11 protein-coding genes and 1 tRNA gene are annotated in these 18,318 nt (G+C 54.9%); 10 read left to right on the forward strand and 2 right to left on the reverse strand.

What is annotated here, in order from left to right; all coding sequences use genetic code 11:
- Positions 1-1,817, reverse strand: a 1,817-nt coding sequence (locus V6M90_RS23835) for a retention module-containing protein (RefSeq protein ID WP_332847232.1), incomplete at its 3' end; no start/stop codon positions are given.
- A 331-nt stretch (positions 1,818-2,148) separates the two neighbouring features.
- Here V6M90_RS23835 and V6M90_RS23840 point away from each other — a divergent pair.
- The 5 genes from V6M90_RS23840 to V6M90_RS23860 all read left to right on the forward strand — a co-directional run bounded on the left by V6M90_RS23840 (position 2,149) and on the right by V6M90_RS23860 (position 8,757).
- Complete coding sequence (locus V6M90_RS23840) at positions 2,149-3,501, forward strand: TolC family outer membrane protein (protein WP_003171076.1); 1,353 nt, start codon at positions 2,149-2,151, stop codon at positions 3,499-3,501.
- Between the two features lie 44 nt (positions 3,502-3,545).
- Positions 3,546-5,699, forward strand: a complete 2,154-nt coding sequence (locus V6M90_RS23845) for a type I secretion system permease/ATPase (protein WP_078731137.1) — start codon at positions 3,546-3,548, stop codon at positions 5,697-5,699.
- Positions 5,689-7,065: an HlyD family type I secretion periplasmic adaptor subunit gene (locus V6M90_RS23850; RefSeq protein ID WP_332847233.1), complete on the forward strand. Its 1,377-nt coding sequence runs from the start codon at positions 5,689-5,691 to the stop codon at positions 7,063-7,065. The genes V6M90_RS23845 and V6M90_RS23850 overlap by 11 nt, the downstream gene beginning before the upstream one ends.
- 121 nt (positions 7,066-7,186) lie before the next feature.
- Positions 7,187-7,262, forward strand: a tRNA-Thr gene (locus V6M90_RS23855).
- A 172-nt stretch (positions 7,263-7,434) separates the two neighbouring features.
- Complete coding sequence (locus V6M90_RS23860; RefSeq protein WP_332847234.1) at positions 7,435-8,757, forward strand: tyrosine-type recombinase/integrase; 1,323 nt, start codon at positions 7,435-7,437, stop codon at positions 8,755-8,757.
- Between the two features lie 9 nt (positions 8,758-8,766).
- On the opposite strand, the gene V6M90_RS23865 is transcribed toward V6M90_RS23860, so the two are convergent.
- Positions 8,767-10,755, reverse strand: coding sequence for an RNA-binding domain-containing protein (locus V6M90_RS23865; protein ID WP_332847235.1), 1,989 nt, complete (start codon positions 10,753-10,755; stop codon positions 8,767-8,769).
- 1,137 nt (positions 10,756-11,892) lie between these two features.
- Here V6M90_RS23865 and V6M90_RS23870 point away from each other — a divergent pair.
- The 5 genes from V6M90_RS23870 (at position 11,893) to V6M90_RS23890 (ending at position 18,318) form a co-directional block, all read left to right on the forward strand.
- On the forward strand, positions 11,893-12,867 hold the full coding sequence (locus V6M90_RS23870; protein ID WP_332847236.1) for an integrase domain-containing protein: 975 nt from the start codon (positions 11,893-11,895) through the stop codon (positions 12,865-12,867).
- A gap of 2 nt (positions 12,868-12,869) precedes the next feature.
- Positions 12,870-13,139 carry a hypothetical protein gene (locus tag V6M90_RS23875; RefSeq protein ID WP_332847237.1) on the forward strand — a complete coding sequence of 90 codons (270 nt, stop codon included), beginning with the start codon at positions 12,870-12,872 and terminating at the stop codon, positions 13,137-13,139.
- 477 nt (positions 13,140-13,616) lie between these two features.
- A complete protein-coding gene (locus tag V6M90_RS23880; protein WP_332847238.1) occupies positions 13,617-15,032 on the forward strand; it encodes an HsdM family class I SAM-dependent methyltransferase in 1,416 nt (471 codons plus the stop codon).
- Positions 15,029-16,684 carry a restriction endonuclease subunit S gene (locus V6M90_RS23885; protein ID WP_332847239.1) on the forward strand — a complete coding sequence of 552 codons (1,656 nt, stop codon included), beginning with the start codon at positions 15,029-15,031 and terminating at the stop codon, positions 16,682-16,684. The genes V6M90_RS23880 and V6M90_RS23885 overlap by 4 nt, the downstream gene beginning before the upstream one ends.
- The gene (locus V6M90_RS23890) at positions 16,681-18,318 is read left to right on the forward strand and encodes a restriction system-associated AAA family ATPase (protein WP_332847240.1); all 1,638 of its coding nucleotides are present in this window, start codon (positions 16,681-16,683) and stop codon (positions 18,316-18,318) included. The genes V6M90_RS23885 and V6M90_RS23890 overlap by 4 nt, the downstream gene beginning before the upstream one ends.

Here is an 18,318-nt window from a genome sequence, read left to right on the forward strand (position 1 = left end):
GGGGTTTCTTCGTCGCCAACGGTGAAGGAGCCGGCGATGGTGTCTTTGCTGACGGTGTCTTCAACCAGCGGGTTGGCAACGACTTCGATGGTTGGCAGGTCGTTGACCAGGGTGACGTCCGGGGTCGCACTGGCTTGGGCCGTGGTGTTGGCCGCATCCGTCACGGTCAGGTCAAAGGCCGGCAGTTTGTTGCCTGCGTTGACTAAATCGGCACCGGCCTGGGTCAGGACCACGTTATTGCCGACAATGGCATAGTAGCCGTCTTTATTGCTGTCACCCGTAAAGGTCACGACCAGACCGGCAACTGGCGTTTCCGCATCGCTGACACTGAACGTGCCGGCCACAGTCCCGGCCACGGCGGTGTTTTCGACCAGTGTATTGGCCGTTGTTTCGATCACGGGCAGGTCATTGACGGGTGTAATCGTCACCGTCAGCGTGCTGCTCGACCCGGTGTTGGTGGTGTACCCGATCTGCGGCACTTCGCCGCTGTAGTCCTTGACCGGGGTGAATACATACGCACCATCAGCACCGATGGTGATGGAGCCAATACCCTCGATCTGAGCAGTCTGGCCTGCGTTAAAAGTGCGGCCGTCCACATTGAACGTCGCAACGGTCAACACGTTATCGATGTCGCTGTCGTTGCTCAGCACGTTGCCGGTGGCGGAACCATCTTCTGCAATCGTGGCGGTATCGGCGACCAAAACGCTTGCATTGTCCACGGCGACGACTGTCGAGGTGGCCGCAGCAGGATTGATTGCCAGGTTTTCGTAGTTACCACCGGTGGCGCTGGTGATCGTGGCGCTGACGGCAAGGTCTTTGCCATCGGCCAGGTTGGCAGGCGTGTCGACACTGACCGTACCGCTGGTTTTACCCGCTTCGATGGTAATGGTCTGATCGTTGGACAGCTTGATCACGACGTCAGTCTGCGCCGCGTTGGTCACGGTCGCGGTGTAGACGATCTTGCCGCCTTCATCCACCGACGCGGTCGCGGTCAGCGTGACGGTGGTGGTGTCGATGGTGTCGTTGATCTGGGTGACCGCTGGCGCCGGGTCAGTGGTGATGATCAGGTTGCCGCCGCCGGCGGTGCCGGTGATGGTGGCGGAGATCGACGAAGCATCCAGGTACGGCGTGTCATTGCCTGCAAACGTGACGTTCAGTGCACCCGAGGTCTGGCCGGCGGCGATCACAACCGCGAGACCGTTGGACAAGGTGACGGTCAGGTCGCTGGTGGGTGCCTGGGTAATAAACGCCGTGTAAACGACAACACCACCGGCTTCGGTGATGGTGGGCGTGGCGGTCAGGGTAATGGTGACGTTGCGCGGGTCGACGCCATTGTTATCGCCGGCGGTGAGCGTATTGCCCACGGCATCAGCGGCGTTCAGACCGGTCGTCGGGTAACCGATGGTAGGGTCAACCACACCAGCGGTGGCTTCCAGCACGACAAAGCTGTGGCCGCCGCCAACGGCGCCGTCCGCGCCTGCAGCGGTCGGACCGGCCGCAGTGGGCTCAAGGTTCTGGGTCGGGTCGACGCCGGCAGCGATAGCTTGCTGCAGTTCGGCGACGGACGGTGCGGCTTGAGCAGTGGCGGCACTCAGGTCGATGGCCGAGTCAGGCGCGTTGGCACTCCACTGGCTGTCGCGGCCCAGGTCGATCACTCGACCATCGGCCAGCTCCAACGATATGGCACCCGCAGGGCCGGTATCGACCTGCTCCCCGGCAACCAGGCGATCCCCTTCTACCAGCAGGCGGCGAATCCCTTCCGGGGAAACTGCGAACACTTGACCGACAATGCTTTTGACGACCGCAACGCTGCTCATAAAAGACTCTCCGTGTATTACCGTTCGGGGGTATCCATCAAGGAGACCGGCCCGCTCGCCGCTGCCGATTCAGATAGTTGGAGTACACATTTTTTCGAAAATATATTGGCGTCAATATTTTGTTGTTTCGTGAGAAAAATTACTTTCCCGTCAAGGTATTGACCTATTGGACGCCATCCTAAACAATCCGCCTCGTAATGTCACATTGATATTTAAGCGGCCTCGCGACTTTCTGTTTGCGCCTTTCGGCGTCCAAGAAAAACGGGCATTTCGAGTTGCCACTCCAATTTGTTGCGGTTTTTCAGGCAACCAATCCTCGGGAAAAAATAGAATGCGTTTGCACCTTCTTAAAGTTATGCCTTTTGCTCTGGCCGCCGGTTTCGTCCAGGCTCAAACCCTTCCCGAAGCGATGCAGGACGCGGTGAAAAACCATCCGGAGATCCAGGCGGCTATCAATGCGCGTATTGCCGCCGACTACCAGGTCAGAGAGGCCCAGGGCGGCTACCTGCCTAAAGTCGACCTGCTGGGCGGTTATGGCCGTGAAAGCTCGGACAACACCTCGACCCGCGCCGCGAGCAATAGCCATGACTGGAAAACCCTGAACCGCGGCGAGTCGACCATCCGACTTCAGCAAAATTTGTTCCAAGGTTTCGGCACCATCAATGAAGTGGGCCGCCAACAAGCCACCGCCAACTCCCGTGGCTATGCGCTGCTCAATACCTCCGAGCGCACCGCACTGACGGTTGCCCAGGTTTATCTGGATGTCTTGACCCGTCGCGAGATGGTGCAACTGGCAGAAGACAACCTGAAAAGCCACGAACGTATTTTTGACCAGATCAAACTGCGCACCAGCCGTGGCGTCGGCAGAATGGCGGACATGGACCAGGCAGAAGCCCGACTGGCTCAGGCTCAAAACAACCTGATCACCGAACAGACCAACCTGGCGGATGCCAATACCAACTTCCTGAGCGTAGTCGGCAAAGAGCCCGATCAGCTCGAAAAGCCAATGGGCATTGTGACCGCGCTGCCGGCCAGCCTGGATGAAGCACGCCGCCAGATGGTTGCGGACAGCCCGGTATTGCGCTCGGCCGAGTCGGATATCGCCGCTGCCGAAAAGCAGTACGAAGCCGCCAAGTCGACTTTCTACCCGCGCTTTGATGCCGTGCTGCAACGCTCAGCCAATAACAACATCGGCGGCGAAGAAGGCCATGACAATGGTTATTCCGCCATGCTGAACATGCAGTTCAACCTGTACAACGGCGGCAGCGACAAGGCCAGCCTGCAGTCCAAGGCCTCCCAGGCCAGCCAGGCGCTGGATATTCGCAACAATGCGCTGCGCCAGCTGAATGAAGAACTCGGTTTGGCGTGGAACGCCTACAATAACGCGAGCCAGCAGGTGCCGATCGCACAGCAATACGTGGACCGCAGCAATAAGGTGCGCACCTCGTACCAGCAGCAGTTCAGCCTGGGCGAACGTACACTGCTCGACCTGCTCGACAGCGAGAACGAACTGTTCACCGCTCAGCAGCGCCTGGCACAGATCAAAAACCTGCACATCTATACGCAGTACCGCATCAAGGCCGATATGGGCCAATTGCTGAGAAGTCAGGGCGTCGTTGCGCCGCTGGCATCGGTTGTGCAGAACGAAGTCAAAACGAAGGTAAACCTGCCAGGGATGAACTGATTCTTGACGGCGTGAACCACTCAACCGTTTAAGAGAGAGTCAGCTTGGATTCTGAAATAGGTGTGGCGCAGCTCAACCATGACCCGCGCAGTCAGCATGACGACCCCTTGCTGGACGGGTTGTTGACGCTCTGCTCCCTGCATTACAAGCCCGCCAGCCGGGCTATGCTCACCACAGGCCTGCCCCTGGCGGGGCAACGCCTGAGCCCGGATTTGCTACCCCGCGCAGCGGCCCGGGCAGGTTTGCAGGGCCGTTTGCTGCAGCGCAAGCTGGAGCAGATCCCGTCCATTGCATTGCCGGCCTTGCTGTTACTGAAGGAAGGTCGCAGCGCGGTGCTGTTGGGATGGGAGGGGGACACCGCCCGCCTGCTGCTCAGCGAAAGTGACGGCGGCGAAGTCCAAGTCACCCGTGAAACGCTGAGTCAAGATTACAGCGGTCGGGTTTTTTTCGCGCAGCCGCAACATAAATTTGACGTCACCAGCGGCACGTTGATCCCGCGCGCGCGCTCGTGGTTCAAAGACACCCTCAAGCGTTCGCGCTGGCTATATGCCGACGCCATCGCCGCCAGCCTGGTGATCAACCTGATCGCCCTGGCCGCGCCACTGTTTGTGATGAACGTGTATGACCGCGTAGTGCCGAACCAGGCCACCGCCACCCTGTGGGTGCTGGCCATCGGTATTTGCGGCGCCTACCTGTTCGACCTGTTGCTCAAGAGCATGCGCAGCCTGTGCCTGGACCTGGCGGGCAAGAAAACCGACCTGATCATTTCCGCGACGCTGTTCGAGCGCATCGTGGGCATGTCGATGAAAATGCGCCCGGCGCGCGTCGGCAGCTATGCCTCGAACATCCATGAGTTTCAGGGGATGCGCGACTTTCTCACCTCCCTGACCCTCGCCAGCCTGATCGATTTGCCGTTTACCCTGATCATCCTCGCGGTGATCGCGCTGCTCGGCGGCCACCTGGTCTGGATCCCCATCGTCGCCTTCCCGCTCGCCCTGGGCATCGGCCACTTCCTGCAAAAACCGCTGACCGCGACACTTGAGCGCACCATGGCTCTGGGGGCCGAACGCCAATCGAGCCTGATCGAAACCCTCGCCGGGCTGGATGCGGTGAAGGTCAACAACGCCGAAAGCGAACGCCAATACCAGTGGGAACAAACCATCGGCACCCTCAGCCGCCTGGAGCTGCGGGTCAAGGTGCTGTCCGGCCTGGCGATGAACATCACGTTGCTGATCCAGCAAGTGGCGGGCGTGGCGATGATTATCTTCGGCGTGTACCAGATCATCGATGGCGTCCTGAGCATGGGCGGCCTGGTGGCGTGCTACATGCTCAGCGGTCGCGCACTCGGCCCGTTGGCGCAGCTGTCGGGCCTGCTGACGCGTTACCAGCAAGCCAAGGTGACGATGGTGTCGGTGGACCAGATGATGGAGCTGCCGCAGGAACGCAACTTCGACGAACGCCCCCTCAGCCGCAAAACGCTGCAAGGCGCGATGGCGTTCCGCGAGGTCGACTTCACCTACCCGAACCAGCAGAACCTGGCGCTGCGAGGCATCAACCTGACTGTTCGCCCTGGCGAGAAAATCGGCATCATCGGCCGCAGCGGCTCGGGCAAAAGCTCGCTGGCCAAGCTGCTGGTGGGTCTGTATCAGCCGGACTCCGGCTCGCTGCTGGTGGACGGTGTCGACATCCGCCAGATCGACGTCAGCGAATTGCGCCATAACATCGGCTACGTGGCCCAGGACATCCAACTGCTGGCCGGCACCTTGCGCGACAACCTCGTGTCCGGTGCCCGCTACGTGGACGATGAAATGGTGCTACAGGCGGCAGAACTCGCCGGCGTGCACGAATTCGCCAGGCTGCATCCCCAAGGCTACGAACTGCAAGTGGGCGAGCGCGGGCAAAACCTTTCCGGCGGTCAACGCCAGAACGTCGCCCTGGCCCGCGCACTGCTGCTGAACCCACCGATTCTGCTGCTGGACGAACCGACCAGCGCCATGGACAACACCGGTGAAGAACGCCTGAAACAACGTTTGCAGTCGGTTATCGAAAACAAGACGGTGATTCTCGTCACCCACCGTGCTTCGCTGCTGAGTCTGGTCGATCGCCTGCTGGTGATCGACCGTGGCCAGATCCTCGCAGACGGTCCAAAAGCGGCCGTCATGGAAGCGCTGAAAAAGGGGCAGATCAGTGTTGCTTAAGTCCGGTGCAGGCGGTTGGAAGAACGTTATCTTCCGCTATTTCAAAGGCAGCGACTCGCTCGATGACCAGCCATTGCCCGAGGTCGAAAAGGCGCTGATCGACGATGCGCCGCGCATCGTGCGCCTGACCATCTGGGGCGTGATCGGCTTTTTCGTGTTTCTGTTGTTGTGGGCGCACTTCGCGATTATCGACGAAGTCACCAAGGGTGACGGCAAGGCGATCCCGTCGTCGCGCATCCAGAAAATCCAGAACCTGGAGGGCGGCATCGTCGCGCAGATCTACGTACACGAAGGGCAGATCGTCGAAGCCGGCGCGCCGCTGGTGCGCCTGGACGACACGCGCTTTGCCTCCAACGTCGGCGAAACCGAAGCCGACCGCGTGGCCATGGAACTGCGCGTGGAACGCCTTAGCGCCGAGATCGAAAATCGCCCGCTGAACATCACCGAGGACGCGCGCAAAGCCGTGCCCAACCAGGCCTCGAACGAAGAATCGCTGTACCTGAGCCGCCGCCAGCAACTGGCGGACGAAATTGGCGGGCTGCAACAGCAACTGCTGCAACGCCAGCAAGAGTCGCGTGAATTCAGCTCCAAGCAGGAGCAATACCGCAACAGCCTGAACCTGCTGCGCCAGGAAATCGGCATGTCCGAACCCTTGGTCAAACAAGGCGCGATCTCGCCGGTAGAAGTGCTGCGCCTCAAACGCTCCGAAGTCGAAACCCGTGGCATGCTCGACGGCACCACCCTGGCCATCCCTCGCGCCCAGGCCGCCATCAACGAAGTGCAGCGCAAAATCGACGAAACCCGTGGCAAGTTCCGCAGCGAAGCCCTTGCCCAGCTGAACGAAGCTCGCACCAACCTGAGCAAGGCCCAAGCGACCTCCAAAGGCCTGGAAGACCGCGTCAGCCGCACCATGGTCACCTCCCCCGTGCGCGGCATCGTCAAACAGATGCTGGTCAACACCGTCGGCGGCGTAATCCAGCCCGGCAGCGACATGGCCGAAGTCGTCCCGCTGGACGACACCCTGCTGGTGGAAGCAAAGATCCGCCCACAAGACATCGCCTTCCTGCACCCGGGCCAAGAGGCGATGATCAAATTCACCGCCTACGACTACACCATCTACGGCGGCCTCAAAGGCAAACTCGAAACCATCGGCGCCGACACCGTGATGGACGAAGAGAAGAAAAACACCTTCTACCTCATCAAACTGCGCACCGACCGCAGCCACCTGGGCACCGACGAGAAGCCATTGCTGATCATCCCGGGCATGGTGGCGTCCGTAGACATCATCACCGGCAAGAAAAGCATCCTGAGCTACCTGCTCAAACCGATCATCAAATCGCGCGCCGAGGCACTGCACGAACGCTGATTTTTCGCGGGTGACGTAGGGAAATGCGGGGAGATTTGCGAAAACTTGGGTTTTCGCAAAAATAGTCAGATTTCAGGGGTTTACAGAACTCTGGCAGTCGCTATAATCGTCGCCCTAACACGCCGGTATAGCTCAGTTGGTAGAGCAACTGACTTGTAATCAGTAGGTCCCGGGTTCGACTCCTGGTGCCGGCACCATACAAGGTTCCAGAGAAGGCTTTCAAAATCTCTGAAACCCCCGAAAAACCCGCCTTCTGGCGGGTTTTTTCGTTTTGGCGTTCCGTCGGATTCCGTCAGAAACTGGTGGATTCCAACCGTTTTAAGGGTAGAGTTTGGGATACAGGTCACTTCGATAAAAGGGAGTACCCTTATGTCGCGCACAACAGCTCCGCTCTCCGACGCAGCTTGCCGCTTGGCAAAACCTACAGACCGCGCCTACAAGCTTTTCGACGGCGATGGCCTCTATCTCCTAGTCCAACCCAATGGCCGCAAAGGCTGGCGGCTCCGTTACGTCAAACCTGACGGACGGGAAGGACTGACCTCGTTCGGCAACTACCCCGTCATTGGCCTCGCCGATGCGCGCCGCAAGCGCTTGGAAGTCAAGCGAATGCTGGCGGATGGCGTTGATCCTATAGAGACCAAACACCAAGCTAAGGCGGAAGCCGTAATCAAAGGCAGAACCTTTGAAAGCGTTGCGCTCGACTGGCATACGGAAATGTCGGCCAAGTGGGCACCGGGCCATTCCAAGACAGTGATGAGCCGCCTCAAAACCCACGTATTCCCGCTGATCGGCGCACGCGCCATTGTTGATCTCGACACCCATGACCTTATGCAGCCCTTGGAAGCGATCAAGAAGCGCGGAACGATCGACGTTGCTTTAAGGGTACAAAACTACCTGCAGAGCATCATGCGCGAGGCAAAGCGCCTCCGGCTTGTCACCGCCAACCCTGCATACGACCTCGAAGGCTCGATCAAGGCCCCGCGAGTGGTACATCGCCCCGCTCTACCCTTATCGCGACTGCCGGAACTACAGGAGCGGATAGACACCTATAAAGGCCGGGCGCTTACCCGTCTGACGGTGATGCTGTCGCTGCATGTGTTTGTACGCTCCAGCGAGCTGCGTTTCGCACGCTGGAGCGAGTTCGACCTCAAGCGCGGCACCTGGGAGATACCGGACACTCGACCCGCGCTGGAAGGAGTACCCTTTTCCACAAGGGGTACGAAGATGGCAGGGGATATCCATTTAGTACCCTTATCGCCGCAAGCAGTGGCGCTACTCGAAAAAATCCATGCACTCACAGGCAAATTCGCATTGGTCTTCGCAGGGGATGCCAAACCCTGGAAGCCCATGTCCGAAAATACGGTGAACAACGCGCTTCGGACGATGGGATACGACACCAAAACCGATATCTGCGGGCATGGATTTCGTTCGATGGCCTGCAGCGCACTGATCGAGTCAGGATTGTGGTCGGAGACAGCCATTGAACGGCAGATGAGCCACAAGGAGCGCAACAACGTCCGCGCCGCTTACATCCACAAGGCCGAGTTCATCGAGGAGCGCAGGCTGATCATGAACTGGTGGAGCCGGTACCTGGAGGCCAACCGGCAGGAGCATGTCACTCCACACGAGTTTGCAAACCAGACCGGGACGAACGTCACGCGGCTCAAGGCGAAAAGCCGCTTGAGGGAGTAGGCCGTTAGCCTACTCCTCGTCCTGCCCACCAACGTACGCTTTGTACGCCTGCCTTTCATGAGTCGGCTTGGACGGAAATGCCAACTGAATCTGCCTACTTTTCACCATTCCATTCAGGTACTGCTGACGGAGGGCATCTGGACTGCGCTTTACCAAATTAGCCAAAACGTTGAGCGTCAGATAGTGCTCCTTGCATAGGGTGATAATCACCTGTTGCATACGATCCTTTTGCATGCGCTCTCGATTGCGCGGCTCCTCAGCCAGTATTTCGAGCTTTTCTCGAAACCCTGCATCAAGCCTGTCCAAAGCATCGATCAGCGGCGCGTCAATATGATCGCTCAACAAGCAGCCATCATCGTTTCGCTGCATATCCAGCTCGACCTTATGTTCGGAGCTACCTACATTATGTTCGGAGCTAGCCCCGTTATGTTCGGAGCTGCCGGCGTAATGTTCGGAGCTCTGTAGCGGACCTGCGAACACTTGCTCCGGCGTAGGCAGTTGCTCACCTGGCAGGTGATAAATCATGCCCCGCGAGCGCCCGTCGGGCACAAGGAATCCCTCGCGTACCAACCGCGCAAGCAGTTGGCTCAAGTCATGAGCATGAGTATCACAAATCTCAAGGAGACGATTATGGCTGACCACCCGCTCAATCGCGGCCGTGGCCAAAATCAACCTAGCAGTATGTTCCAAGCTCTCGAAACGAACCCCAAATCGCTCTCGTAACTGCTCCACCACCCCTTCAGGAAGCAAGTCCAACATGCGAAGCTCAAGAAGGGTTTGCTCGGGCTCGGGCTTTTCATAAAGGGCTGGCGGTCGCCAATGCTGGCTGCGCCACCCGCTGTAGATTTTTGGAACCCCAGAACCACCACGCTCGCCAAGACCGATAAGAAGAAACATTTGGTGCATTAGCCTGTTCCGGCAATCGCTGGTACCACCTTGCAACACCTGCTCAAGGGGTAAACGTAAGCCGCCAGGATTGCGAAAGCCAAACAAGTCAGGACGCTTCACGACTAACACAGAAACCCGCCCGGTATAGTCGGCATGGACCAAGGTATTAACCAAAGCCTCGCGCAGAGCTTCATGTACCGGTGTGTCATCCTGGCGCTGATCACCTTTGAGAGCGAACGGTACCTTTAGGTCCTCAACCAACTTGCGATAAACCCGCCGGTAGAAATCAAACAGATTTCCTGACCAGGTTCCATCAGGGACGAGCCTATCCACCCAACGTAGTTCTGTTTTGGCGTGCGGCCGCTCCTGATAGTCCACAAAGTAATGCGGCACACTCTCCTGGATCGAAAGCCAGCGTCCGAACATTAGTAAACCTGCCAGAGTCAGCCCTTCGACTCCGTTCGCGCGGTCCTTACGCCAACCTCCTATCTGTCGGAGAAACTCAATCCCTTGGTGCTCCAGCGCTGGATGGCCTGGCTTTATGTCGCTAAGCATCTGGCGGTAGATACGCAGACTGTCCGGATCAATGTCTGCGAAGTCGTAATTCGGCAAAATCCGCTCGTCCCGACAGTCCTCCACTTGCTCTGCGAACATGCGGCGAACATCTTCTTCAGAGCAACGCCGATCCCCCTCATGTAATCGACGATAAGTGTTACCTAGCGGCTGACCATTGAGAAATACCGGCTTCTGCTTACGCGAAGCCGCCGGGATTTTCACTTCAAGTACCTGCTTGCCCTCCAGCTCTCTGACGACCACCTCCCGGTCAGTCAGCAGATTGACACTGACCTTGGCCGGATTGTTGAGGGTATTGAACAGGTCAGTACGTACTTTCTCGATATTTGATAGGCCTGCAACGCTGAACTGCCCATCCTTCTCGCGCACGCCAAGCAGTACTACCCCACCCTGAGTGTTAGCAAAAGCGGAGTAGGTTAACCAGAAATCCTTAGGCAACTCTCCCTTCCCATCCTGCCCCTGAGCGAGCTTGCACTCGAGCTCGACAGATTCAACCAGCGAGGGCAGGTCTTCAAGGGTGTGGGGATTGAGTGACATCAAAGACTTCCTAAATGATCAGCCGGCTTCACGTAGCTGCAAAAGGTCGAAGAAAAGACTTACGTGCGGGGATTGTACTCAGTCTTCCATAGTCGCACGCAACTCGACGAGCGGAGACTGATCATGAACTGGTGGAGCCGATTCCCTGTCACGAATCAGCAGGAGGATGTCACTCACGACTCTGCACGAATGTCACACGGCCAAAAGCCAATCGCGGCGCAGCAAAGTAAGCGTACGTTCTCGAAATCTCGATGATCCGTTTGTCCACGCGGGTCCATCCAAACAGGGCTGCAAAGCCGCCCTGCTTGGATGGACCTCACTTAAAAAATCTAAAGCTCATCCAACTGTCTGTGGAAAACCACGGATTTCCACCGGTGGATAATTTCATCCACAGCCGCAGTAATCCCGAAAATTCGAGCCTTGACCCAAATTATCCACAGGCGTAGAAAAGATCGGGCAAAGCGCTGTCGTTGACAGCAACCCAGGTAGCCAGAACCTTTAAGGCTACGCCATACCGTGGTGGTTCCCCCAAAGTGCGATTAGCGTCCGGCGGCTCGCACGGTCACAGCGATGTGATGGATGCCTACTTTTATCAGTGTGCCCACTGCGGCAACTCATCCCCTTTCATAGCTGCCCTGCAGCAACCTATCCGCTTGGCCATTTCACTGCGCCAACCTGCGCCCGTCTCTTTCTTCCGAAAAGAGACGGGCGCTCCTACCGCTGCTGCAGCCCAACTCGTACAAGGCTTTGCGGCATTCCCCCTCGTTACAATCGGCGTGACAAACACCGAAATCACCAGCAACAGCGATGCAGATGATGGTGCCGCAGCCCACGGAATGGACTGCACCTGACTGACAGTCAGGCACGCCCCGGTCATCACTTCGCTGCCTTCACCCGACTCAGGATCTCGCGGCATTGGTCTCGTCAGCCAGTGCAGCCTCCACCCGCCCACCGGTAACGGTGTTCAGGAGGCCAGATCATGAGATGCCCAAGCTCCCGTCGTAAAGAGCCGCCAGTCCCGCGTTAGTGGACAACCCTCACAGGTCGCAGGGGCCTTGATCCCTGATAACACTCAACATTCGTGGCGGGATGACGTGGGGAAGGTTTTATAGGTTTGGCTTCGAGAGGAGTTTGATCATGGCATTGGTAGGAAGGCGAGACGGGCGCAATTTTGGATATGGCCGGCAGTTGAGCTATGCCGGGCCACAAGCATTGCGTGATCTTTTTGGCGGCGGCCATTACGGCACGGTCAAAGCGCACAGTGATCGCTGGCAGGCGTTTGTACGCTGGTGTCGCTCGGAGGATGGGCCGGGGGTTAACGATGCGCGGCAAATAGATCGGCAGACCTTGTTGGACTATGCCGGACATCTGCGTCAGCAAGTTGAACAAGGTGAGCTCGCCATCGCCACCGCACAAAACCGGTTGTCCAGCGTGAACCGGACCATCGCCGCGCTGCGCGGTGATCAGTATGTGAAAGTGCCGAGTCCGAGCAAGGCATTGGGAATGCGGCGAACCCGTGTTCGTCGCTCGGTGCCGCAAGGCCAAGATCGCAGGCACGTGAAGCGGATCGTCGACGTGCTCTGCGAACACCAAATGCCGCGCGCGGCGGCAATCACTCAGTTGGCGAGAGCCACCGGCATGCGCTTACGCGAGGCCATTTTGGCGGACCTACCGCGTTTAAAACGTGAGGCCGAACATTATGGCAAGATCAACATCCAGGATGGCACCAAAGGTGGCCGTTCAGGGGCGTCAGCACCTCGCTGGGTTACGGTAGATGATCATATTCGTGATGCGCTGAGGTTTGCCGAACAGGTCTCACCCGACGGTAGTCGCAACCTACTTGCGCCGAACGAAAACTACTTTGATTTTCAACGGCAGGTCGTCCGCCCTGCACGGGGCATCCTCCATACGCAAACCCTCAAAGGCTTCCACGAATTGCGGGCGGCCTATGCGTGTGAACGCTTTAAGCAGATCACCCATCACCTTGCTCCCATCAATGGTGGCAGGTGCAGGCGAGTCGACCCTCACCTTGATCGAGAGGCACGATTACAAATCAGCTATGAGCTGGGACACGGTCGAGTCAACGTGATATCGGCTTACATCGGTGGCTAGGTATGAACAAACCATTCGATATGGAGATCTTCTTGGCAGGGGTATTGACTGGAGCACATGCAACACGAGTACGTCACATCCGCCAGGCCAAGACTATTCAAGCAGCCATTTCTGAACGCTGGAACCGAGACAATCCATGGACATGGCAAAAAAAACATCTCATATGGTTCTTGAACCAAAGCGCGAAGCATCGCGCCTCTGCAACGCACTACTACTTCGCCCTCACCGCACAGCTGGTCGCTCTCAGGCTCGGAAAGCCTTGGTTTAGGTAGGCGTGGGTGCGCGCAGCCGCTACACGAACAGCGTCAAGACTTAAGCCCAGATTGACCGCAGCCAAACAATCGTACTGACAGCCTCGTCACCGAGCAGCTTCGAACCAGTACGTCGCGGGCCCATACGGTTTCAATTTTTCAATAGAACTGAGAAACTGGCTCATCCCGACGGCATGCCTCCAAGAAATCGTTTGTCCCAGAGAGCGCAGCACGCCTAAAGACACCAATTGGCCTAAACGACCCCGGTTTTTGGTCCAAAACGTCGCGGCGGTGCTTTTATTGTATAGCCGTCGAAAATCCTAGATATACACAGCTGCAAATTTTGGAAACCGATACCATGTCTTTGGTGAACAATCCCCGCACAGGCAGCCAGTCGGCCCAGCTACCGGCTGCTCAGCTCTCAGTCTCGTCCAGATGACTACTCAAGATATCGTTGGCAAGCTTTGGAGCCTGTGTAACGTCCTAAAGGACGATGGCGTGACGTACCATCAATACGTCACCGAGCTAACTTATTTATTATTTCTAAAGATGGTAGACGAGACCGGTCAAACGGGCCAATTGCCTGCAGGATGCGAGTGGGCGGACTTGGTTGCACAAAGTCCTGCTCAGCGTTTGGAGTTCTACAAGGTGACCTTAATTCGTTTAGGGAACCACAGCTCGCCAGTTGTAAAAGAAATATTTACAAACGCTAGCAGCTTCATAAAAAAGCCTGCAACTCTATCCTCTTTAGTAACCGATATGGACAAACTAGATTGGTATAGCGCTCGACAGGAAGGTCTAGGCGACATATACGAAGGCCTTCTAGAAAAAAACGCTAACGAAAAGAAGAGCGGGGCTGGACAATACTTTACGCCACGCGTGCTGATAGACAGCATGGTTGCAGTCATGAAGCCTAAACTAGATGACCGTATCCAAGATCCAGCTGCAGGTACGGGTGGGTTCCTAATCGCTGCCCACCACTATCTGAAAGAGCATAACGAGCTCGATACACTCAGCAAGTCTCAGAGACGAAAGCTAAGCTGCGACACTTTTTTCGGAATGGAACACGTCCAAGATACCCATCGGTTGGCACTTATGAACTTGATACTCCACGGTATCAATAGTGCAGGAGAGATGGGCCCCACAAAAGGTGGAATTCACTACGGTGATACGCTCGGCCCTGAAGGCGAAAAATTAGCCAAAACAGGTGCTACTTTGATACTCACCAATCCTCCCTTCGGAACAAAAAAGGGCGGAGGTTTACCTGCACGCACCGATCTTTCTTTCCCTTCAAGCAACAAACAACTTTGCTTCGTACAACATATAATAAATGCCCTTGAGCCGGGCGGCAGGGCAGCAGTTGTGCTACCTGACAATGTTTTATTTGATAGAAATATAGCAGCCGAAGTTCGCCGCGACCTCATGGACAAATGCAATTTGCATACTATCCTCCGGCTCCCGACTGGTATTTTCTATGCACAAACAGTGAAAACAAATGTTCTGTTTTTCACTAGAGGCAAAAAGGATCAAAACAATACAAAACAAGTGTGGGTGTATGACATGCGCACAAATATGCCCCAATTTGGAAAACGCACCCAACTTACTCAACAACTTTTTGCTGATTTCGAATCTGAGTTTGGGGATGACCCCTATGGAGATGCCGCCAATTTATCTAACCGCCAGGATAAGGGCGAGCTAGGACGCTGGCGCGTTTTCACGAGAGATTTTATTGCGGCCCGAGGTGACAGTCTTGATATCTCTTGGTTGAAGGACGACGGAGAAGGACGTCATGAGTTGCTTTCGGACCCTGCTATATTAGCTCGAGAGGCGTTGGGTGAACTAGAACAGGCATTAGAGGATTTGAAGGGAATTTTGTTCGAGTTAGGTGAGGAGCTGGACGAGGGTGAGGAGTGAAGACACTTCCGAAGAGCTGGACTGAGGCCACCCTAGGCCAGGTTATCAAAGGTTTCGAAACAGGGAGGAGTATTCAGGCTGCTGGTACGCCTGCAGGTCCGGATGAGTTTGGCGTGTTGAAAATTAGTGCCGTTACTTGGGGACGATTTCAGCCAGAAGAAAATAAAGCACTTTTCTCTATTGACAAGCCACTTCCCCATGAAACGGTAAAATCAGGAGATTTGCTCATCTCCCGAGCTAATACCACTGCATTAGTAGGAGCTCCAGTTCTAGTCGACCGAAATTATGACCACTTGATGCTCCCCGACAAAATTTTACGTGTGCTGTATAGATCTGAACTCGTTGATCCACGTTATTTAGTTCAGGCCCTGCGCTCGCCTATTGCTCGCACCTATATAGAAGCCAATGCGACAGGGACCAGCGAATCCATGCGTAACCTGTCTCAGGCAAAGCTGAAAAACATACCTATTTTACTCGCACCGCTCGCTGAACAAAAACGGATCGCAGATAAGCTCGACCGACTTATCGCCAGAGCGGATGCTTGTCGAGAGCGGCTTGACCGCGCACCTAAAATACTTAATAACTTTCGTCAGGCCGTTTTGGAAGCTGCAACAAGAGGCGACCTATCAGCTGAATGGCGCGAATCTAAAAAAATAGAAGATGGTGTACAATCTTTTAATATAGACGAGAGCGATTCCTTTAGCACATACCAATTCCCTATAAGCTGGCAAGCTGTACGACTCTCAGATATTGCTTCTATTCAGGGAGGAGTAACTAAGGACTTGAAAAAACAGTCTCACCTCCATCCCGAGATACCATATTTGCGTGTTGCTAACGTTCAACGAGGCTATCTAAATCTCAATGAAATAAAGTCTATTCGTGTCCCACCAGACAAACTCGAAAACTTGCTCCTGAGAGCCGGGGACATCCTCTTCAACGAAGGCGGAGATATAGATAAGCTTGGAAGAGGCTGGATCTGGAATGATGAGCTGCCAGTATGCACTTATCAGAACCATGTATTTCGTGCGCGCTTGCTGAACCCCAATTTTGAACCCCGCTATATTTCTTGGTATGGCAACAGCCGTGGACATTTTTACTTTCTGACCAATGGAAAGCAAACTACAAACTTAGCGTCTATAAATAAGTCAGTCTTATCATCTTTGCCGGTAGCTATACCGCCTCCTGAAGAGCAAGTAGAAATAGTTCGACGTATTGAATCTCTTTTTTCGCTCGCGGATGCACTGGATGCAAAATACAAAGTATTTCGCGCTCAAGTGAATCAGCTCATTCCTTCGCTTATTTCTAAAGCGTTTAGCGGAAATTTCGTGCCCCAAGATTCATCTGACGAACCAGCTGAAGAGCTACTCACGCGCGCCATGGCAGCAAATCAAATTCAAAGGCCTAGTCTGACAACTACAAAGCCAACAAGGAGGACTCCATTGGACGCTGCGCTCGACGAGACTCTATTAGATGTCATCGACAAGATACCGAAAGACGGCCTTACTTTTGAAGAACTCAGTAATTTAGCTGGGCGGGATTACGAGACTGTCAAGGAAGAGCTATTCAAATTACTTTCCATGAAAGAGCCGGCTATTCAACAATTCTTCGATACCAAAACAAAGACAATGAAGTTCAGGCAGGTACAAGGATGAAGCTCCTTCGAGTACATATCGTTTCCGCCAAGTCCTGCGGGGGCCTACTGGATGGTCTCGACATCACCATGCGAGACTCAAGCACCGGACCGGTTGAGTTCGAGCCGCTTTGCCTAATAGGCCCAAATGGCGCCGGAAAATCGCAGCTTATTCAGGTAATTGCGGAAGCTTTTCAGTCATTATTTCACGCCGTCGTTCCTAGCGAGGAGCGAAACGAAGGCAATGAAAACCTACTGTTCGAAATTGAATATCTTATATCTCCTATAACAAACGAGAAGCCAATAGAGGTGCGCGCAAGCCGCCTTGCTCAAGGGAGAAAAAGGCCAGTTATCACTCTATCCAAGAAAATTGACGATTACGAATGGGTAGAGTGCGACTTAACAGACCCTGCAACCATTTCACTTCTTCCGGCCAAAGTAGTTGGATATACTTCTGGGGCGAATGAAACTCTAAGCTTACCTTTTTTAGTGTCTCGTAGCGGGTATGCCGACGAAGTCACACGCAGGGCTCTAAATAAAAAAACAGTTTCCGAATCAGTTCCAGATACGAGACTGATGTTGATTGATTATGGAACCCACCTTGAAGTTTTGGTATCTAATCTATTATTAGGGACAGCAGAGCAAAGAACAGCTCTATTGAGCGATGCGCGCGTTCAAGACCTCCATACGTTCAGATGCGTCGTTCAACTTGCACACTCCGCAGTTCCTAAGACAGCTGCCGCAAAACGAGGCCGCTATAAAAGAAAAGGCATACAGCTCACTGATGAACTGGAAAAATACCTAGATCAGTTGCGACGTTGCGCGACAAGTCATAATCACGACCCTAAAAATGACAGTTATACGTTCGATTTCTTTATAACAAAAGAAACGCGCATTGCTTTCGCCTCCTTTTGGTCAACTGCGCTCGAGCTATATGGAGCCCTGCATAAGCTTGCGATGCTAAATGATCTGGCCATCCCAAGAATGACGCGCGATCGATTCAAGAAGGAAACCCAGTTACGCAAGTTTGCATCTCGTTTACCGGAACCCCAAGACGAGGATAAAGTCTTTAGGTTCGAACGCGTTACATTCAACGCTCATGAAGAACGGGGCACAGTCGACTACGTATCACTCTCCGATGGGGAACATCAGCAGGCACAGCTTCTAGGTACTCTGTGCATGGCCTCATTCCCGAATGTTCTTTTTCTTCTTGACGAACCGGAATCACACTTCAACCCGCAATGGCGGGTAAAGCTAATGTCCAAAATTTTGAGTTTGCCTACAGCAAACGGTAAACGTGATGAGGTATGCGCCGCCGCCCTGCAAGACTTACTACTTACTACCCACTCTCCCTTTGTTCCCTCCGATATGCCAAGGGAACGTGTTTTGATTTTCACAAAAAACCCAGACACAGGGAAAATTGACGTTCGACACCCCGACATAGAGACTTTTGGGACGACTTTCGACTCAATCCTGGCCGAGTGCTTTGATATACGCCCACCAATGTCTGACGTTCCCAAAGCAGTAATCGAAGAGCTTAAATCTTCACAGAATGCTCAAGAAATCCAAGATCGTATGCAGACACTAGGTGAGTCGGTAGAAAAAATTCTTCTTGCAGACCGAGTTCGTCAACTACAACGAAAATCGAGGGAATAA

Origin of the sequence: Pseudomonas lactucae (assembly GCF_036688725.1) — a bacterium.
GTDB lineage: Bacteria > Pseudomonadota > Gammaproteobacteria > Pseudomonadales > Pseudomonadaceae > Aquipseudomonas > Aquipseudomonas lactucae.